The following is a 19,013-nucleotide window of genomic DNA, read 5'->3' as shown; positions in this document are numbered from 1 at the left end:
GTGGGGTGAGCGAAAATGGCTGCTCTAGCTGCCCCAGGTGCGTTCACCGCTTAAATATTTCTCGGTCAGAATCGACAGCAGCTGAATGCCGACCTCATTCTCTCCGCCTTCGGGGATAATAATGTCAGCGTACTTCTTCGAGGGCTCGATAAAGGCCTCGTGCATGGGCTTGACCGTGTTCAGATACTGATCATAAATCGACTGGATGGTGCGGCCGCGATCCTCGATATCGCGCACCACCCGGCGCAGAATCCGTACATCCGGATCCGTATCCACGAATACCTTGATGTCCAGCAGCGGGCGCAGATTCTCATCCGACAGCACATGCAGGCCTTCAAGGATCGTGATATGACCGGGTGTAAGCTCTACCGTCTTCTGCTTGGAGCGGGCATGGGTAGTAAAGTCATACACAGGGGCTTCTGCACGCTGACCCGATTTCAGCAGCTGGAGATGCTCTACCAGCAGCTCGGTGTCAAAAGCAAACGGGTGATCATAATTGATGCTCTCCCGCTCCTCCAGACTGAGGTGGGGGTTGTCCTTATAATAATTATCCTGAGATATAAATGTCACTTTACCGGGTCCCAGACGATCAATAACCGAGCGGGCCACCGTTGTTTTGCCAGAGCCGGTGCCGCCGGCGATTCCAATAATGAGCATGGTGTTTCCCTAAACCTCCCTAAGGTGTTCGTGCGTTGCAATTTCAGTATTGTACCACAGCAGCGGCCGTATTTCACCTTGCGAAGCACTGGAACCTTCAGGGATGGTGAATGAGCTGCGGGCCTGAAGCGATGTACGGCTCTATCATTCGAAGCGATCAATGACAAACATTCGGTCAGCCTCCGCCTGCAGGCCAAGTGAAAGCAGAAATTGCTGCATTAATTCAAAAACGGGAGAAGGAGGGCCCATAGCATCATGCACATACCTGAAGTTTAAATCCCGGAGCATTGCAAGCTTCTCTTCCAGACAGGACGTCATAAAAAAAGCGCTCATCCGCTGCAGCTCCGCCTCATCCTCCGGACACCCGTCCCTAAAGGGATAGCGTCCAGCAGAGGCAGCAGGGCTGCCTGCGATTCCCAATCCGTCGGAAGTGTCAATCGCGCAATTTTGCTGCCTTTCCAGCAGGATCTCCTGGAAATAGGGGAGGACTGGCCGGGGGGCTGCTCCAAAATGCTGCTTCAGTGCTTCCTGGATGACCTGATGGTGTTCTTGAAGCCACAGCGGAGTATCGTCAGCCCAGGCTTCTTCCTCCCATGGGGGCTGGTTCAGACCTTTGTACGCCCACCAGCGTTCCAGGGTTTCTACGTGATGAACGGATACAATCAGATCCAGAAACTCCTGAAGGTTTCGTGCCATCAAGCGGATAGGAGGATCGTCTGTAGGAGTGACACAGACAATGCTGGCTTCCTCCAGCCGGGAGATCCTCCCGAATTCGGTTAAAAAACCGAAGTGAATGCCATCCCCCCCAGTGCTGGCAAAAGGAATAAGGTCCGGCGGTGTAATAGAATAAGCAAAATAGCTATCCTCCATGCGAAAGCCAATCATGCTCATGTCGATACCTTGTGCTGCAAGTGAATGACTCAGCTGGAACAGGCGTTGAATCATATCGGGAATCTCGTAGCTGCCATAGGCCTGAATCAGCGAGGGCTTCATAAAAGACATTAATGAATCTCCTCCTGGCTCAAATTCACAATTTTCATAAATTTCACAGGCCGCGTATCGCGGTGTTCTATGCATAAAGCCCGGCAGGGCATTGCTCTTTCCGGCTTACGCCCAGTCTCGCTTTAAGGTAAACAAATCCTTCAGCTCTTCCGTAGACAGCTCCGTAATCCAGCCCTCACTTGAAGTAATAATGTTGTCGCTCAGCTGCTGCTTGCTCTCCAGCATCTCATCAATCCGTTCCTCCAGCGTGCCCAGGGCAATAAATTTATGCACCTGTACATCCTTAGTTTGGCCCATTCGATAGGCGCGGTCGGTCGCCTGATTCTCTACTGCCGGGTTCCACCAGCGGTCGTAGTGAAATACATGGTTCGCAGCCGTCAGATTCAGGCCGACGCCGCCGGCCTTCAGCGATAGAATAAACACACCGGGCTGCTGCTCTGCCGGCAGGACCTGCGACTGGAACTGCTCGATCATTTTGTCCCGGGCGGTCTTGGTCGTGCTGCCATTCAGATACAGCACCGGCTCGCCGAGCTCTTGGCGCAGCACCTGCTGCAGCATCTCGCCCATGCCGATGTATTGCGTGAAGATGAGACAGCGCTCGCCCTCTTCCCGCAGCTCTTTGACGAGCGCGATCAGGCGCTCCAGCTTGGCTGAGCGGCTGATGATGCTCTCCGTATCCAGCTGCGGCGTGGAGGATGAGGCCTTGGAGCCTCGCCTGCTTGTTGCGGCTTCCCCTGCAGGGTCACCCTCCAGAGCGCTTTGCTCTGCCAAACCTGCCGGCTGCAGCTGACGAGAGGACAACCCTTCGGCGGATTCCTTCTCCTTCAGCGGCAGCGCCTCGCGGCTGATCAGGAGCGGATGATCGCACAGCTGCTTCAGCCGGGTCAAGGTGGATAGAATGGCGCCCTTGCGCTCAATGCCTTCCAGCTTGTTCATCTGCTCCAGCAGCTGATTGACCGTCTGATCGTACAAGACGCCCTGCTCCTGGGTCAGATGAATGTAGGTTTTCATCTCGTTTTTATCCGGCAGGTCTAGCTGGATATGGGGGTCTTTTTTCTTGCGGCGCAGCATGAATGGCTTGACGAGCTTTTGCAGATCAGCGGTTTTCTCTTCGCTCTGCCCCTTCTCAATAGCCTGAATAAAGCGCTGCGTGAACGCCCGTAATCCGCCCAAATAGCCGGGATTAATAAAATCATAGATGGACCACAGCTCCGCCAGCTTGTTCTCGATCGGCGTTCCGGTCAGGGCAATGCGATGCCTTGCCGGAAAGCTGCGTACCGCTGTGGACTGCTTCGTCTGCGCGTTTTTAATATTTTGCGCTTCGTCCAGGCAGATGGAATCCCACTTCATGCCCTGCAGCAGCTCCTGATCCAGCGCTGCGGTCGCATAGGAGGTCAGGACAAGGTCCGCCTCCATCGCTTCGGCCAGGAATTCCTCGCTGCTGTACCGCTTGCTGCCATAATGGAGCATGACGCGAATGGATGGCCCAAAGCGGCTCAGCTCCTTCTGCCAGTTTCCAAGCACCGAGGTGGGGCAGATCAGCAGGGAAGGCGTGCGGGCTTCTTCTATCGCAGCTTCCTTCATGTGCAGGAGGTAGGTAATGTATTGAATGGTTTTGCCAAGGCCCATATCGTCTGCCAGACAAGCCCCGAGACCGAACCGGCGCAGGAAGGCGAGCCAGGAATATCCCTCATGCTGGTAATGCCGCAGCTCTGCCCTAAGGCCGGCCGGCACAGGTATTTGCGGCCATTCGCTCTGGCCTCCAAGCTGGGAGATAAGGTGCAGCAGATGCTCGTTGAGCTCTACCTCCAGCCGGATGCGCTCCGGCGATTTGTCCTCGCTGTCCTCGGAAGAGCTCTCATCCTCATCCGCCTGTCCGCTCTCCAGAAGATGCAGGTGCAAAATATCCTGAAAGGACAGTCCCTCCGAAGGGTCCACACCTGCCATCGCCTGGCGGATTTGGGCAATAAGCGCCGGGTCGAGCGCAATCCACTGGCCCCGGAATTTCACGAGCCGCTGGTTCTGTGCAACCAGCTGTGCAAACTCGGCTTCGCTCAGATCGGCATTGCCGATTGCAATCCGCCAATCGAAATTGACGAGCGAATCCAGGCCGAACAGGGAGCTGCCTTGACCGCGTTCCTGGCCTTCGCCCGAGCGCAATTTCGCGCGCAGCCGCGGCCGCTTGCGGCTGGCCGCCTCCCACCATGCCGGCAGCAGCACCTGCCAGCCGGTTTGCAGCAAACGCTGGCTTTCAGCGCTTAGAAAGCGCCAGGCCTCCTCGCCGGTAAGCGGCTCGCCGAACAGATCGTCACCGCCGGACAGCATTCCGTCCGGCAGTGCGCCGCGCAGCCGTTCCAGCCATCCCGCTGCACGCTCCGTCACAAACGGCGTCCAGCTTTCGGGCCAGCTGCCGGAGGCCGCTCCATCGCCGGAGAGCGTGATCGGCATGAGGCTGGAGTGATCCTCCTTGTCCTGCAGCACCAGCGTCAGGCGCCAGTGAGTCTCTTCCTCCTCCGGCTCCAGCAGCTGCAGCAGGGGACGAAACGGTGCGGTATCGGCTTTCCAGCCGATGGAAAGCAGCCAGGCCTCGGCGTCCATACCGGCGGCGGCGGAGCGATCCGCAGCGAACAGGAGCGGATATTCCCGCCGCAGGTCAGCTGCCGCCGCCTCCGTGCCGTAGCTCTGCTGGAACACCGCTGCCGTGAAGGCAGACCGGATTCCTGCACTGAACAGGGGGTCCTCCTGCAGTTGGGCCACCACCGAACGGCTGGCCGGCTCCAGCTGCCGGGATTCCCACAGCCATTGCAGCCGGCCTTCCCGGTAGGCTTCAAATTCAGGCACGAATTTCCGGCTGCGGACAAGCTCCATCAGAGCGGGGGCTGCCTCAATAAATGGCAGGCTCTCCTCGCCCCATTTCCATGATATGTGAGAGAGCAGGGGCAGCTTCGCAAAGTAGGGCAGCACCTGCTCGGCAGGCAGGACGACGAGCTCCACCTCCTGAACCTTTTGCACCTCCAGGGCGGTGCCGTAAAAAGATTCCTCATGCCAAGCGAACAACCGCTGCTTCAGGTAAAGGCCGGGCACGTAAGCACCGGATTTCAGGGAACCGTAGATCAGCGCATCGCCGTAGGCGCTTAGCGTAATTTGTACATGGATAGTCAGGGCAGATCCGATCATGATAACAGCTTTCCTCTCCGCATTTCTTCATGCAGGGCACGAAGTCTGCTGTGACGTTCGATAAATGCATCCAGAAACAGCTCCCAGCGCTCCGGCTGCTTCAGCTTCTTGTACAGCTTGGCCAGCCGTTTCAGCAGCTTGACTGCTGATTTGTAGCTGCTGCGGTTCTTTTGCAGCACATAGCGCTCCACGGCCTGATGATAGAAGGGGAGGAGCAGCTCCGGCTCTTCTTTTTCAATGGGTGCCAGCACACTGACACGATAATCCAGCGGCTCGCGCTCGGTGCTCAGCTGCAGATCGATCCAGCGGCGCCACTGTCCGCGGCTCCACAGGGCATCGTCGTAGATGACTTTGGAGAACGGAAGCATCGCGGTGAGTGTGTCCCACATCTGGGCCTCTGCTTGAGGAACCCATTCTAAAGCCTGCTCCCAGAAGCTCATATACTGGCTCATGTATGGATTATTGTAATGGGCAAACAGCGGCCCCGTTTCTACCAGCCAGCGAACAAGCCGGTGCCCGTCTTTATTTTGCTCCACGGCATCCAGAAGTTGAAATAGATCATAGGGATGGATGTGCATGACTTCATCGGCGCCGTACAGCTTGTCCCAGCAAGCCTCGTCCTGCTTCAAATAAAAGTGCATCAGGGCAGATGCCATCAGGCTGATAGAGCTCGAAGCCGGGGGCTGCTTCTCGTTAGCGGCCGTCTTTAGCTGCTGCAGCTCCCGCTCATAAAAGGCGGCATTGAAGCTGTAGGGTGCAATTCCTCGGGCCCAAAGCAGACTGTACACCTGATAGTAGGTTGGGCTTTTGGGTGCACCGGAGAGCATCTTGTCACGCAAAAAATCAATCGTACCCTGCAGCAGCAAGGTCTCGCGTTCCTTCATTTCCTGAATGCGAAAGCTCCATTTGCCGGAGTCCAGCTGGTTCGTCATGCTATTCAGCAGCTGCTCTGCTGCCATTTGCACATGGTAGCCCATGAACAGGGTCGCACCATTGCTGTTCTTGGACTGTCCAATCAGCTGACCCAGAATAAACAGGCTCGCATTGAAATCATACAGCGTAGTAAAGGACGCCATGCTCAGCTTTGCGCCTGCTGGCTTGAGCTGCTGAATGGCATCCATCGCGCTGCGGGAGTACATCGAATGCGTCACAGCGACACCCGGCAGCAGCGAGGCTTGGTGGAAAAATTCATGCCACTCCGCAATGGAAAGCTCCCCTAACCGCGGAGCGGTTTGAAGCAGCTTCTGGAGCTGAGGCTTACCGTGATCAAGCTCGTCCTGGGGGGTGCCTGTGCCGCGTGCTGCAGAAGTCACTTTGCTGCGGCGTGACAGCAGCGGGGCGGAGTGGGCGTTCACGAGCGCCGTGATCGACCGTCCCTGCCGGGAAGCGGCCTCCAGTAAGGCCGCAGCGAGATGCTTGCAGCGTGTTTCGACCGGACAGCTGCATATGCTGCGCTGAAGATCGGCAGGATACAGGCGTACATAATACGGCTCGGTGCCGGATACACCGGCGCTGATGTCTCCGGAATCCGTAATCTCCAGGTCGCGTACGCGCTGCTGCTTATAGTACTGGAAGCCGCGCTTCAGCATAATTTCATTAAAATATTGTGCAGTATCTTCAATCAGCTCCTGCCATTCCAGGTCATCCAGCGGCTGGGCAAGATTCATCCTATTCATCTCCTATAAAGCTGCAAAGTTTCTGGCTCTAATCTAACATATCCCGAGTTGCGTTGAAACCGCAGATCGAGGGTTTCCCTCACAGGCTCCCGCGTTATGGCAGCGGCTCGGCCGGGAGCGTCATCTGCTGCTTCTTCTCTCTGTACTTCACTGGCGGCATGCCGTATTTGGAACGGAACACCCGGTGAAAATACGAATAGCTGGCAAAGCCGCAGGTTTCTGCAATTTCCTCCAGCGTCATGGAGCTGTATTTCATTCGCTCCACGGCGGCGTTCAGGCGAATTTCCAACGCATATTGAATCATCGTTTTGCCATAGCAGGCCTTGAACAGCTGGACGGCCCGGGACAGGCTCAGCCCGACATGCAAGGCCGCTTCCTCCAGCTTGAAGGTGACGGTCGCATGCTCCTCGATAAACCGTTTCAGCCGCAAGGCGGTAAAGGCGGAGCGGTCAGCGGTTTTATTTTCCGTCATCGCCCGGTCTAGACAAAGACACAGCCCCCGCAGCAAATACCCGATCAGCTCGCCATTCTCGCCTTCCAGTCCCCGGCGCTTCTCCAGCAGCAGCTGTCTCCACAGACCGAGCATATGGTCGTCCATCGGAATGCGGCTGACCCGCTGGCGGTTCATCCTTTTCCACCATTGCTTGATCCACTCCCCGTCGCAAAACATATAATAATCGGCGCTCGCCAAACGCCCGTCCTGATCCTCCCGGATTTGCAGCTCGTAAACATCGCCCGGCTCCAGCAGCAGCAGATCTCCTGCCTGAACATGGTGCTCCTGGCCATTGCAAAATACCGTACATGACCCTTCGGTCTGCAGACGGAACAGATAGGTGGTCAATCCGTTTTTGTGACTCGTATGAAATGTCGCGCTATGGTAAGAATAGTCGCAGATCAGCAGTCTGGCCTCTGGCATGAAATCAACACCTCAATGTAAAAATAAGCAGATAGTTCATGTAGATGGAATATAGTTTATGTTCATTTTAGCTTAAAATACATTATGATGGTACCAGATAGAGCAATCATTTAAACTTTTGAATAGAGGTGTCTTCGCAAATGAGAAAAATGGGTATCGGTTTGCAATTGTACACACTGCGTGACGAAACGGAGGCTGACTTCAAGGGCACCCTTCGCAAGGTCGCAGAGCTCGGTTATGAGGGCGTGGAATTTGCAGGCTACGGCGGTATCCCGGCAGAGGAAATGAAGAGTCTGCTGGACGAGCTCGGCCTGAAGGCGATCGGCGCACATGTGGGACTGCATCTGCTCCGGGAGGATCTGCAGAAGGAGATCCAGTACCTGAAAACCATTGGCGCGAAGTACATGATGTGTCCTTACGTGGCCCCGGAAGACCGGGAAACCGAGGAGGATTGGAAAGCGCTGTTCTCGTTCCTGGAGGAAGCGGGAGCGGAAGCTGCGAAGCAGGGAATGGTGTTTGGGTATCACAACCACGCATTTGAATTGACGGATCAGGTCGGCAGCGAAACCGCATTTGATGCGATGTACGCGGCGACTTCTCCGGAATATGTTCAGGTAGAGATGGACGTATGCTGGGTCCAGTTTGCCGGTCATGACCCGATTGCTTACATCAACAAGTATGCCGGACGCCTGCCGCTGTTGCACTTGAAGGATTTTGACAAGGATGCTGAGGGCAATATCAAGACCCTGGAGCTGAGCCAGGGCGTTGTGGATCTGCCGGCGGTCATCCAGGCAGCCTCGGACGCAGGAACCCAGTGGCTGATCGTGGAGCAGGACGTTTGCCAGAACCCGCCGCTGCAGAGCATCGAGAATAGCATGAACTGGGTGAAGAACAACTATCTGAACCAGTTGTAAAAGTGAATGCAAGTCAAGCCGGCGATCCCGCTGGCGCATGTGCAGAGTTGATTCTGCGGTGCGCCGGCGGGATTTTTGGTGTGGGGGAGGGGGAGCGTGGGTGCGGGTGCGCTTGCGGGCGGGACGAACGCGAAAAAGCGCGTTCGTTCCGTCGCCGAGGCGCCTGCGGCCCCAACGAACGCGAAAAAACGCGTTCGTTCCGCCGCCGAAGCGCCCGCGACCTCAACGAACGCGAAAAAGCGCGTTCGATCCGCCGCTGAGGCGCCCGCGGCCCCAACGAACGCGAAAAAGCGCGTTCGTTCCGCCGCCGAGGCGTCCGCGGCCACAACGAACGCGAAAAAGCGCGTTCGTTCCCCCGCTGAAGCGCTCGCGGCCTCAACGAACGCGAAAAAGCGCGTTCGATCCGCCGCCGAGGCGTCCGCGGCCCCAACGAACGCGAAAAAGCGCGTTCGTTCCGCCGCCGAAGCGCCCGCGACCTCAACGAACGCGAAAAAGCGCGTTCGATCCGCCGCCGAGGCGCCCGCGGCCCCAACGAACGCGAAAAAGCGCGTTCGATCCGCCGCCGAGGCGCCCGCGGCCTCAACGAACGCGAAAAAGCGCGTTCGTTCCGCCGCCGAAGCGCCCGCGGCCCTCCGCCCGGTACCCCTGCGCCGTGCCGCCGCACTCGTGCACACCTATGGCTGCTGAAAAAATCTCTAAAGTCGATCTTAAGAGAAGAGGAGCTTGGGAGACAGGAAATGAGTTTTCTCTCCAATGGAAAAAGCAGCTATCTTTAACGCCAGGCAAAGTTCATGAAACTGTTAGCTTCAACAAGCTGAGTGACGAAGAAAAAATTAAAGCATTGGTGGATCTTGGTGTTCCGGCTATTCCTTTTATTTTAGATGAAATGGATGAGGGGAATAAGGAGTTAATACCAGCAGTTCAAATCATTCTCGACGAGGATCGTGTAAATCAAATGGCAAGTCATGATGAAGTGGAATGGCTAAAGGGGAAAAAGGACGAACTTCAGGAGCTTAAAGCTTATGTATTCACTAAATAAAGCATCCCCAGAGGTGAAATCATTGCTTATCACATGAGTAGCATTGAAGAGGCACAAAGGCGAATGGAGGAATACATTCACTTTCACAACAAGGGAAGAGCATAGGGAAAACTAAATAAGCTGACGCCGGTTGAGTACCGGCGTCAGCTTGCAGCCTAGGGCTTTTTTCCATGTCTGCTAAATGCGGTCCTGACCAAACACAGCGGGGGTGATTTCTTAAATGCGGTGCACGGTGAAGCCGCCCGTGGAGGCGTGCAGCGCCTGCGCGGCTTGCTCCGGCTTGGCGATGCCGCGGAGTGCTTCCACGGCATAGCGGAACTCGTAAAAACCGCCGAGCGTCGCTTTGAAATTGGTCTCCCAGTAGTTCGTCAGGATCCACGCATACGTGGATGGACGGCTGCCCTCGGCCTGCATACCGTGCAGCAGGCGAGGCTGCGGTTCCAGGGAGCCGAGCTGCACGAGCGGCGTGTCCGGCATGGACAGAGCCAGCACGTCGCCTTGCACGGCGTCCTGCCAGAAAAGACCCTCCTGCACGCTGGTATAATCCAGCAGGCTGTAAGGAAGCTGATCGACCCATGGGCGAACCGGGCTGCCCGCTTTATCTGCATATAGCTCTGCGTCCGCACCCAGCGTAAACGGCAGCGCCACATAAACATTCTCCGCCAGCCATACGCTGTCCTTATGGAAGCGCACTCCGACCTCAACGCGAGGCTGCTGCGTATACATTTTGACGTGCAGGGCGTAGTAGGACATGCCCTTAACCTCAAACACAAACTCTACAAGTGCGAACAGCGGTCCGTTATCCAGCAGCTTCACCCGGGACAGACGCCCGGCGTCCCGCTGGACATTCGGTCCTTTGCGGTTGCGCCCCATGCGGGAGCGGGCGCCTACAACCTGCTGCGCATCACTGAGATCGGCTGCCGGCGTGACCTCATACACCGGTGTGAACGGAGCATGCTTGCGCTCCGGGTCCAGCAGGTCTGCATCACGCTGCTTGTCATACCATGCGGTAATGCCGACGCCCTCCTGCCACTCTATGCGCAGGCTGTCCGATTCCACCGCCTGGCTGCTGAATACGATGCGGCCCTCCGGCGCAGTCGCTTTGAGGACATCGTCCACACCATCCGCCGCGACAGAAGCTATGTTCCGGGCAGTCATGATACGATGGGACGGGGAGACCTCGCTGGGATCAACCTGGCGCAGCAGCAGCTTCCGGGATTCTCCCGGTGCCAGTGTCAGCTCCGTCACCAGCTGCAGCGAGCGGGTCGGCTGGCATGCCAGGGTCGAGCCGTCAGCTTCATCAATCAGCTCGTACTGCTTGTCGAGAATAACCATCTCCCAAGAGTCCAGCGGGAGCGTCACCTGCAGCGTGGCTTCACGGGACTCGGTGTTAATCACCTCGTAGCGCAGCGCCCGGTGCGGAGCCAGCAGGGCACTGCCCCGAGCCGCCAGCGTCTCATCCAGTGCCCGGTGCGCCAGCACGCTTGCTTGAGCGGCATATGCCTGCTTGCGGACCTCCAGCATTTGCACCTGTGGATGCCATGGCTCCCACACGGAGGAATGGTAGCCCCAGGTGTGCTCTGCATACATCGTCAGTGCCTGGGCCGCCTCCTCTACACGCGCTGCCGAAACCGCCTGATGCTGCGGATCCAGAGACTTGACCTTGCGCAGCGTGCGCTGGGCATCCCGGTAAATCTGAGTATGCATCGCGGTCGACGCTACACCGTCGGTCCACCAGTCCGGCCAGTCGCCGCGGTGCACCGGAATGCCGGAAAGATCCTGCTGCTTTAGCACCGAGAAAAATTCAGTCAGCGTAGTCTGCTGAATCGTAATCTGCTCGCCGTACCGGGCGTTCCAGTCCGCAATCCAGGTTGCAATATCACTGTTCGGAGAGGCGTTATCCGTTCCCAGACCCGATACCATAATGGGTACGAAGGCGTACGGATACTCCTCTTGCTCCAGATTCCACAAATAGCGGTTAATCCGGATCTCGGCAATTTCATTGTGAAGCTCTTCCGGCTCCATCAGGTTATGCTGGATTTCATCCCGGGCCATGTACTTGCCGAGCGCATCCGGGCAGAACCCGAGCTCGTTGCCGAACATATAATGCTCGCCGTTCCATACGAGCAGCTTCTCACCGTCTGGCGTTTCCCACCAGAATGGCGTCTGCTTGCGTCCCAGCGGATACATGCCATGGTGCGTGTGAATGCAGGAGAACAGGTGCTGAATGTTGTTCTCAAGCAGGCTCGAGGCATACCCCCAGCTGTAGCCGTTAATGTCGGCGGTCATGGCGCTGTCGATGTGGTGGCCAAAGGTGGCTGCATATTGCTGCGCCTTGCTGTGGTTGCGAAGCAGCAGATCGTAATCCGGCAGCTCTGTCATATTGAGATACGTACCGGACAGCTCAATATCTCCCCGAAGGACAGCCTGCTGGAAGGCTTCCTGCTCCTCTGCAGAAGCAGACTCCAGAAATTTTTCCACCGCCCAAAAAGTCTCGCAGGTCCACCGGAACGGCTTCCAATCCGGTCGCTCTCCACGGTGCGCGGCTTCGGATATTTTTACGGCCTGACGGATGAAATCCACATGGTACTGCTCAATCCGCTCCTGACGCTCGGTATAGCCAATGTCTGTATGAGAGTGGTGAATGGCGTAGATTGTCCAGGGACGGGAAGGCTTGTGATTGTTTTTCGGAATAGCGCTCATCGTAAAATGACCTCCAGTTTCAAATAAATTCGGCTCAGATCACCAGCCGCTTCGGGCTTGGCTGTAAAGTGGTTTTCAATCCTGCTCATCTTCTTCAAAAAGCCGATGGATGCCTTGGTACACACAGGACATCGTATCCGGCAGCTGAACCAGGCTGACGCCGCTGGGCGCAAGGATGCGCTGCAGAGCAGCTCTCCACAGTTCCCAGCTGTTGGAGATCTGTCCGCCCAGGAGAATTCGGTCTGGACGGAAATCCATGACATAAGGCAGCAGCATGCTTCCGAGCCGTTCGCCGTAGGAGTGAAACAGCGCCAGGCAAGGCTCATCACCTGCCGCCGCTGCCGCCGCCAGCTCCGCTACATCCATATCAGGCTGCAGCAAGCCTTGAGAGGCGGCTAACTGCAGCAGGCCGCGCCGCCCGAACTGGTCGTCCACGGGCGCTCCCTCAAAGGTCTGTGCATACAGCATTCCGCTCGCGGGCACTCCCTGAACGCCGGCGACGACGCGGCCCCGGTCGATAAACGCGGAGCCGAGTCCGGTCCCGAGCGTCAGGCAGATGAGCCGCTCACAAGGGTACCGCAGGGCTGCCCCTGCCCCGAACATAAGCGCATCATTGCCGAAACGGATGTCGGCCTCAGCCAGCGCGTTCAAGGCGGGCGCCGGAAAAGCTGTTTTCAGCGAGAGAAGCTGCTGCTTCAGCAGACTGCAAACGGACTGACCATACAAGGCATCGTATTTGCCGACCCCCTGCAGAAGGGCGATGCCCTCCTTGTAATCGAAAGGTCCCGGAAAAGCAAAGCCGATCCCTATCGGTTGGGCGACCTTCAGCCGTTCGTTCTGCAGCCCCTCCAGTCGCCCTGCATTCAGCCTTCCCTCCAGCCCTTGCTCCTGAGAGAGGTACTGCTCCAGCAGGTCTATACAGGCATGGGCGAATCCGGCGACGATGTGTGCTGCATCGTCCTGGGCGCGGGAAGGCTGCTTCAATTGAATGCCGGGCACCCGCTTGCCATTACGCAGCACGGCGCCCTTGAGCATGGTGCCTCCGGCATCCAGGACTAGTGTAAGCTTGGGCCGGACCGCCGCGTCCTTGACACTTGTTCCCGTCACGACAGACGTCACTGGAACTGCGCTCCGCTCAGCGCGCGGGTGAATGGCAGCAGGGGGTGATTCCACTCCGGGCTGACCCGGGCGGCAATCAGCGTGCACGGGCCCTCTGATGCATTCTCCAGCCGATAAGGCCCGAGACTTGCGGGAACAATGTACGCCTCGGCATAGCCCCACTCCACCGCCGCGGATGTATTGTCTAACGGGATCAGGCGGACCCGCTGGCCCTCCACCAGATTAAACATGACAAACTCACCCTTGGTGTCATCGGTCCAGACATCTGTCAGCTTCAGCCGTTTCACCTGAAACAGCAGATCCTCCCGCTGGCCCAGCAGCTCCTCCAGATTGTCGCCCTGGCGCCGAACGGCGACAGGCTTTGGGATCAGGCCATTCTCGGCGGCTTGGGTGTCCATGTCGTCCTTGATGTTCTGGCGGGCATGCCCCGGATTCATCGGGCGCGGCTTGCCATCGGCATCCCGGCGCAAATAATCGTAAATTTTGAACGTAAACCACCACGGGGTCGAGGAGATCTCAAGCACGAGATTGTTCTGTCCGGAGCAGTGCACGGTGCCGGGCGGAATAAGGTAGAGCGCCCCTTTTTCCGCTGTATATTCATTTACATATCGGGGAACATCGAGCGGAACGCTGGTGGCATGAGCTTCCTCCACGGCGTCCAGCAGAATGTCCGTGGTCGTTCCCGTGGTCAATCCCAGATACACCGTCGAGCCGGGCTTGTGCTCCATCACGTAATAGGATTCCTGCTGTGTCATATGCTCATTAAAAACCTGTTCAATATACTCCTGCTGCGGATGCACCTGCACGCTCAAGCGCCCGCCGTCCATCGTATCCAGAAAGTCGAACCGAATTGGAAAATAGTCCCCGAACAGCTCCGCATTCCGCGTTCCCAGAATGGAGCTCGGCGCGGCTTCCATCAGGAGAGGGAAGGGAAGCTCCAGAACCTGTTCCTCCACCCCGATCAGCAGCGTGTTCTCCGGCGCAATCGGCTCAAAGCCCCAGGCGCAGTTGTCCCACTCTTTGGGCAGGTCACACAGCTCCTTCAGATACTGCCCGCCCCAAATGCCCGGTGCAAAAAACGGCTTTACCCGGAACGGCTGGCCCGCCAGCTGAACAAGCATACGATGCAGAGCAGTAACCGGCAGAAATACCGGCTGCTCATCCCGGTTCAGATCCATATAGCAGGCTTCATGACCTGCTGCAGAGAGCTGCCCGAAATGATGCAGCCAGTCCCGGCGGTACGGCTCCCAGACCGGCCATTGCAGGAAATAACAGTCCTTATAGGTTTCAACCTTGTCTGCGGTATTCCCTAGGCCGAAGCTGCCCATACCCTGTGCATGCAGCAGCTGCTGGTTTTCCCGGGAAAGGTCAATATAGTAAGACAGCTGCGGCCAACCCGGGGTCAGCAGAGCGGCACCAGGCCCTGCCAGTACACAAATGTCAATGCCGGGGGCGTTCAAATCCTGCTGGACCTGAGCCAAGGCGTCTTCCCGAAAATAATTCATCGGCCGCACCTCCTGCGCGGTATAGCCGAAAGCCCGGTTATCTGTCAGATAACGGGCCATCTCCTCCCGCAGCTGAGCCTCGGGCTTGAGATAGGCAGCGGTGTGAAGGATGTGCAGTGATTTTTTTTGCTCTATACAGACCTGCTCCAGCGCAGAAGTCAGACTCTTGAAATGGGCGCCATGGGTTCCGTCGAGGCAGACCCGAAGAGGGCCGGCAGGCTCCGGATGATCCGCGCCCGTTAGAATATGCGCTGTGAAAGCGTCGATGCCGCTTTGCAGCTCATTAACGAACTCTGGTGATTTTAGCCGATTAATGGGGTAACGGTTAAATGATGTGTGGGAATGCTGCTCCACAATAACTCCCTCCTTCTGCAACAATCGCGTATAGGTTCATTGTAGAAGGAGAGCAGCAGAGCGTCTTTGCAAAAAGAGGATCTGTTTTTGTAATATCAGGACATGGAGAGTGCAGAGTCGGAATCCGCAGCCTTTCTCTGGAGAAGGGGAGAGAGGCTACGGACTGTCGTTGCCGGAAGAAGGGAGATTACTGTCCTCCGCCTTAGGAGAGAAGGGCGCGCTCGCCCGGTCCCGGGAATCGAAGCGCCCTTCCGTGAATTGGGAGCGCCGAAAGCGGGCGGGGCTGACACCGAGCTTAATCGTAAAGATCCGGGTAAAATAATGTACAGACTCAAACCCGCACAGCGCAGAAATCTCCTTGATCTGAAGCTCGGTGTGGAGGAGAAGCTGCTTGGCTCGTTGTACCCGCTGCTCCTGTACATAATGGACGAAGGATTGCTGCCTGAATTTCCGGAAGCTGCGGGTCAAATGCCGCGGGGTAATATGTAAATAGCCGGCGACCCGTTCCAGAGACAGCGCCTCGCCCAGATTATCTTTAATGAACAGCTCGGCTTGGCGCATCAGCATTCCGCCTTCCTCGGCGGGGCCGGGTGGTGAGGGCTGCTGCGGCTTGGGCGGACTATGCCCCTGAATCAGGGCGAGGAGGAGCGAGAGAGCCGTGCTCTGCAGCAGCAGGGGCGGCACCCCCGCCTCGGAACGTCCCGGCTGAAACCAGGACAGCAAGGAATGCCATAGCATGACCGCCGGCTGGGCGGCCAGGCTTCCGCCGGGAAGCACGCAGATGCCTTCCGCTGCGAGCCTGCTGAGGGCACCGCGAAAGGCGTCTGAGCCGCCGGGCCCTGAGGCGACGTCTGCCGGGCCCTTCACAGCTGTCGCTCCAGAACGCTCTCTCTGGGGAGAGAGCAGCTCGAAGGCGACATAGCACAAGGCAAGACCGTCCCGGCTGCGGATCTGGTGCGGGATGCCGGGGCGGGAGAGAAACAGGGCTCCAGCCTCCAGCGGATGCTCGGTATCTCCTTCAATATAGGAGCCGGTGCCGTCCAGCACATAGCACGCTTCGAAGAAGGAGTGCTTATGCTCCGTATTATCGAAATGCTGCGGCATAAATCCCCAGTAATGCACATGAAGCGCAGCTTCGGGATGGATGATCTGCTGCAGGGTCACGTTCAGCAGGGCGTTTGCTTTTTTGAACCCTTGAATGAGGGCAATGGGGGGGCTTGTCACGGGCGAACCTCTCCTTTAGGGATCACTCGCCTGGGCGCAGGCGGCTTCGGATTCTTTAACGGGTCATGCTCTCGTATCCAAAGTGTAAACGATCCTGTTTCAGCAGGAAAGGGCGGCCTGTGCTGGGAAGCCTTCAGGAGGGACAGCAGATCCTTCTATAGTCTGAACTCTGTCTCGTAAGGGCATAAATAAAACATTTCAATCTAAACGACAGCAGGTGATATTTTGAAGCTAATGACATTGAATACTCATGCATGGCAGGAGGAGGCACAGCGGGACAAGATCAGGCAGCTGGCCCATTTTATCAAGGAGCAGTCGGTAGAGCTTGTGGCGCTGCAGGAGGTCAACCAGGGTATGAACGCGCCTTTGGTAGAGACTTGCGAGCTGGAGCTTTATGCTCCAGTCGAAGAAGGGGTACCGATCACGGAGGATAATTATGCCTATGTGCTGCAGCAGGAGCTGCAGGGTCTGGGCCTCTCTTATTACTGGACGTGGGTGCCGGTGCATGTCGGCTTTGCTGTATATGATGAGGGATTGGCCGTACTGTCCAGGAGTCCCATTAAGGAAGCCTGGTCCCACCATGTATCGCAGCTCCGTGATTACGAGAGCTACCGTACCCGCAAAATCCTTGGCGTAAGAACCTGTCCACAAGGGGAGGACACCTGGTTCGTGAACGGACACTATGGCTGGTGGGAGGATGAGGAGCCGTTTCGCGGGCAATGGGATCAGACAGAAGAGCGATTAAAGCCGTACCGGGATGGACCGCTGTACGTGATGGGGGACTTCAATAATGTCGCGCAGATACGTCAAGAAGGCTATGACTATATTTTGCAGCATGGCTGGCATGACCTGTACACCTTGGCCAGGGAGCGGGACGAGGGATTTACCGTGCTCAAGAGCATTGCCGGCTGGGAGAACAACAAGTCTCCACTCCGCATCGACTACATCATTTCCCATCTGCCGGTAGAGGTAAAGAGCCATTACGTGGTGATGAACGGGGAGCGGGGAACGGTGGTATCGGATCATTTTGGCGTGCTGGCTGAGGTTGCAGACCGGCAAGGTGGATCTCTTGCGCATAGTATAGAAGAACAGTAATAGCTGGACTTGAAATTGCGGCGGGAGCATTAAAGGAATCTGTCTGTAGGGATCGAATGTATATGTAACCGGCCGTGTCAGCTTTTGGTCCGGAAATGAAATAAAAAAGGTTATGGTGATGTCAATGACAGACGTAAATTACCGGTTAGAGAAGGATTTTCTGGGGGAGAAGAAGCTTCCGTCCGAGGCGTACTACGGGATCAATACCGTTCGCGCGGTAGAGAATTTCCCGATCAGCGGGGTGCCCGTCCATGCGGAGCTGATCTCCGCTCTGGCAGAAGTGAAGAAGGCTGCAGCACTTTCAAATATGCAGCTGGGGCTGCTGCCGAAGAAGATCGGAGAAGCGGTCATCACGGCTGCTGACGAGATCATGGCCGGTCAATACCGTTCGGAATTTATCGTCGATTCTATACAGGGGGGTGCAGGCACCTCCATAAATATGAATATGAATGAGGTTCTGGCGAATCGGGCGCTGGAGCATCTGGGCAAGAGCAAAGGAGATTATTTTCACTGCAGCCCGAACAACCATGTCAATATGTCCCAATCCACCAATGATGCGATCCCGACGGCCATTCGGATTGCGGCTTACCGGCTGGCGCATGAGCTGCTGGCGTCATTCCGCAGCCTGGTGGAGGGCATTGAGAAGAAGGCAAAGCAGTTCGATCATGTGATCAAGATGGGGCGCACCCATCTGCAGGACGCGGTTCCAATCCGCCTGGGACAGGAATTCGGTGCCTATGCTAGAGTGCTGAACCGCGACATTGTGCGGATCGAGCGGGCCACAGAGGGGCTGCTGAAGATTAATATGGGCGCAACGGCGGTCGGCACCGGGCTGAATGCACCGGTAGAGTATATGGACAGCGTCGTTTCCCGGCTGCAGGAGCAGACCGGAATTCCGCTGGCGCTGGCGGATGACCTGGTAGATGCGACGCAGAATACGGATGCCTATCTGGAGCTTTCCGCAGCCTTGAAGGTGTGCGCCGTAAATATCTCCAAAATGTGCAATGACATCCGGATGATGGCCTCCGGCCCGAAAGCTGGCTTCAACGAGCTGCTTCTGCCCGCCCGCCAGCCGGGGTCGTCGATCATGCCGGGCAAGGTGAACCCGGTCATGGCGGAGGTTATGAACCAGATTGCGTTCCAGGTTATGGGCAATGACCACACCATCTGTCTGGCCTGCGAGGCGGGACAGTTCGAGCTGAACGTGATGGTGCCGGTGGCGGCAAACAATCTGATGCATTCCATCAAAATAATGAAGAACGGCATGGAGGTCTTCCATCAGAACCTGATCCAGGAGCTGGAAGCTAATATCGAGCGCTGCCGCCATTATGTCGATACGAGCTACGGTATTATTACGGCGTTGAATCCGCATTTGGGGTACGATGTGGCATCCCGGCTCGTGAAGGAGGCACAGCAGACCGGGCAGAGCGTGAAGGAAATTATTCTGGAGAAGGGGCTGCTTACCGAGGAGCAGGTTGCCGTCATTCTGGATCCGTATCATATGACCTCTCCAGGCATTGCAGGTGAGCAATTTTTGCTGAACCAATAGACAGCGAAAGATCCAGGCTTTTCGGCGCTAGCCGGGGGCCTGGATCTTTTATGTGCGCCTGGCATGGGCAATAATTTGGTGGT

14 protein-coding genes are annotated in these 19,013 nt (G+C 56.9%); 5 read left to right on the top strand and 9 right to left on the bottom strand.

All coding sequences use genetic code 11. The annotated features are described in order from the left end of the window. Nucleotides 1–24: 24 nt before the first annotated feature. The 5 genes from udk to JJQ72_RS10280 form a co-directional block, all read right to left on the bottom strand. The gene (gene udk, locus JJQ72_RS10300; RefSeq protein ID WP_208203605.1) at nucleotides 25–657 is read right to left on the bottom strand and encodes a uridine kinase; all 633 of its coding nucleotides are present in this window, start codon (nucleotides 655–657) and stop codon (nucleotides 25–27) included. Between the two features lie 144 nt (nucleotides 658–801). Then, nucleotides 802–1,659 carry a glycosyltransferase family protein gene (locus JJQ72_RS10295; RefSeq protein WP_208203604.1) on the bottom strand — a complete coding sequence of 286 codons (858 nt, stop codon included), beginning with the start codon at nucleotides 1,657–1,659 and terminating at the stop codon, nucleotides 802–804. A gap of 105 nt (nucleotides 1,660–1,764) precedes the next feature. Beyond that, complete coding sequence (locus tag JJQ72_RS10290) at nucleotides 1,765–4,836, bottom strand: DEAD/DEAH box helicase (RefSeq protein ID WP_208203603.1); 3,072 nt, start codon at nucleotides 4,834–4,836, stop codon at nucleotides 1,765–1,767. Then, nucleotides 4,833–6,503: an SWIM zinc finger family protein gene (locus JJQ72_RS10285; RefSeq protein WP_138224209.1), complete on the bottom strand. Its 1,671-nt coding sequence runs from the start codon at nucleotides 6,501–6,503 to the stop codon at nucleotides 4,833–4,835. The genes JJQ72_RS10290 and JJQ72_RS10285 overlap by 4 nt, the downstream gene beginning before the upstream one ends. Nucleotides 6,504–6,606: 103 nt before the next feature. After that, complete coding sequence (locus JJQ72_RS10280) at nucleotides 6,607–7,428, bottom strand: AraC family transcriptional regulator (protein WP_138224210.1); 822 nt, start codon at nucleotides 7,426–7,428, stop codon at nucleotides 6,607–6,609. 140 nt (nucleotides 7,429–7,568) lie between these two features. On the opposite strand from JJQ72_RS10280, the gene JJQ72_RS10275 reads away from it, so the two are divergent. From JJQ72_RS10275 to JJQ72_RS10265, 3 genes are all read left to right on the top strand, one after another. Continuing rightward, nucleotides 7,569–8,342 carry a sugar phosphate isomerase/epimerase family protein gene (locus JJQ72_RS10275; RefSeq protein WP_208203602.1) on the top strand — a complete coding sequence of 258 codons (774 nt, stop codon included), beginning with the start codon at nucleotides 7,569–7,571 and terminating at the stop codon, nucleotides 8,340–8,342. 96 nt (nucleotides 8,343–8,438) lie between these two features. Continuing rightward, nucleotides 8,439–9,029, top strand: coding sequence for a hypothetical protein (locus JJQ72_RS10270; protein ID WP_208203601.1), 591 nt, complete (start codon nucleotides 8,439–8,441; stop codon nucleotides 9,027–9,029). After that, nucleotides 9,019–9,381 (top strand): hypothetical protein, encoded by a 363-nt coding sequence (locus tag JJQ72_RS10265; protein WP_208203600.1) that lies wholly within the window; start codon nucleotides 9,019–9,021, stop codon nucleotides 9,379–9,381. The genes JJQ72_RS10270 and JJQ72_RS10265 overlap by 11 nt, the downstream gene beginning before the upstream one ends. 216 nt (nucleotides 9,382–9,597) lie before the next feature. On the opposite strand, the gene JJQ72_RS10260 is transcribed toward JJQ72_RS10265, so the two are convergent. The 4 genes from JJQ72_RS10260 to JJQ72_RS10245 form a co-directional block, all read right to left on the bottom strand. Further along, nucleotides 9,598–12,084: a glycoside hydrolase family 38 N-terminal domain-containing protein gene (locus JJQ72_RS10260; RefSeq protein ID WP_208203599.1), complete on the bottom strand. Its 2,487-nt coding sequence runs from the start codon at nucleotides 12,082–12,084 to the stop codon at nucleotides 9,598–9,600. 75 nt (nucleotides 12,085–12,159) lie between these two features. Next, nucleotides 12,160–13,203, bottom strand: a complete 1,044-nt coding sequence (locus tag JJQ72_RS20655; protein WP_347880737.1) for an ROK family protein — start codon at nucleotides 13,201–13,203, stop codon at nucleotides 12,160–12,162. Next, nucleotides 13,200–15,062, bottom strand: a complete 1,863-nt coding sequence (locus JJQ72_RS10250) for a class I mannose-6-phosphate isomerase (protein ID WP_208203598.1) — start codon at nucleotides 15,060–15,062, stop codon at nucleotides 13,200–13,202. Before JJQ72_RS10250 ends, JJQ72_RS20655 begins: the two co-directional genes overlap by 4 nt. Nucleotides 15,063–15,218: 156 nt before the next feature. After that, a complete protein-coding gene (locus JJQ72_RS10245) occupies nucleotides 15,219–16,286 on the bottom strand; it encodes an AraC family transcriptional regulator (protein WP_347880736.1) in 1,068 nt (355 codons plus the stop codon). Nucleotides 16,287–16,520: 234 nt separating this feature from the next. Here JJQ72_RS10245 and JJQ72_RS10240 point away from each other — a divergent pair, with 234 nt between their 5' ends. Then, a complete protein-coding gene (locus tag JJQ72_RS10240; RefSeq protein ID WP_347880744.1) occupies nucleotides 16,521–17,381 on the top strand; it encodes an endonuclease/exonuclease/phosphatase family protein in 861 nt (286 codons plus the stop codon). A 124-nt stretch (nucleotides 17,382–17,505) separates the two neighbouring features. Continuing rightward, on the top strand, nucleotides 17,506–18,930 hold the full coding sequence (locus JJQ72_RS10235; protein ID WP_208203596.1) for an aspartate ammonia-lyase: 1,425 nt from the start codon (nucleotides 17,506–17,508) through the stop codon (nucleotides 18,928–18,930). Nucleotides 18,931–19,013: the final 83 nt, after the last annotated feature.

It is taken from the genome of Paenibacillus sp. F411 (assembly GCF_017582705.1).
GTDB classification, from domain to species: domain Bacteria; phylum Bacillota; class Bacilli; order Paenibacillales; family Paenibacillaceae; genus Paenibacillus_AQ; species Paenibacillus_AQ algicola.
Note: the sequence above shows the minus strand (reverse complement) of the source record. Positions and strands in the feature narration are given on the sequence as shown.

Excerpts from the sequence above, each read along its gene's own strand:
- JJQ72_RS10280 (WP_138224210.1), bottom strand. The coding sequence starts at position 7,428 with ATGCCAGAGGCCAGACTGCTGATCTGCGACTATTCTTACCATAGCGCG.
- JJQ72_RS10290 (WP_208203603.1), bottom strand. The coding sequence starts at position 4,836 with ATGATCGGATCTGCCCTGACTATCCATGTACAAATTACGCTAAGCGCC.
- JJQ72_RS10265 (WP_208203600.1), top strand. The coding sequence starts at position 9,019 with ATGGCTGCTGAAAAAATCTCTAAAGTCGATCTTAAGAGAAGAGGAGCT.
- JJQ72_RS10260 (WP_208203599.1), bottom strand. The coding sequence starts at position 12,084 with ATGAGCGCTATTCCGAAAAACAATCACAAGCCTTCCCGTCCCTGGACA.
- JJQ72_RS10295 (WP_208203604.1), bottom strand. The coding sequence starts at position 1,659 with ATGTCTTTTATGAAGCCCTCGCTGATTCAGGCCTATGGCAGCTACGAG.
- JJQ72_RS10285 (WP_138224209.1), bottom strand. The coding sequence starts at position 6,503 with ATGAATCTTGCCCAGCCGCTGGATGACCTGGAATGGCAGGAGCTGATT.
- udk (WP_208203605.1), bottom strand. The coding sequence starts at position 657 with ATGCTCATTATTGGAATCGCCGGCGGCACCGGCTCTGGCAAAACAACG.
- JJQ72_RS10235 (WP_208203596.1), top strand. The coding sequence starts at position 17,506 with ATGACAGACGTAAATTACCGGTTAGAGAAGGATTTTCTGGGGGAGAAG.
- JJQ72_RS10275 (WP_208203602.1), top strand. The coding sequence starts at position 7,569 with ATGAGAAAAATGGGTATCGGTTTGCAATTGTACACACTGCGTGACGAA.
- JJQ72_RS10240 (WP_347880744.1), top strand. The coding sequence starts at position 16,521 with ATGACATTGAATACTCATGCATGGCAGGAGGAGGCACAGCGGGACAAG.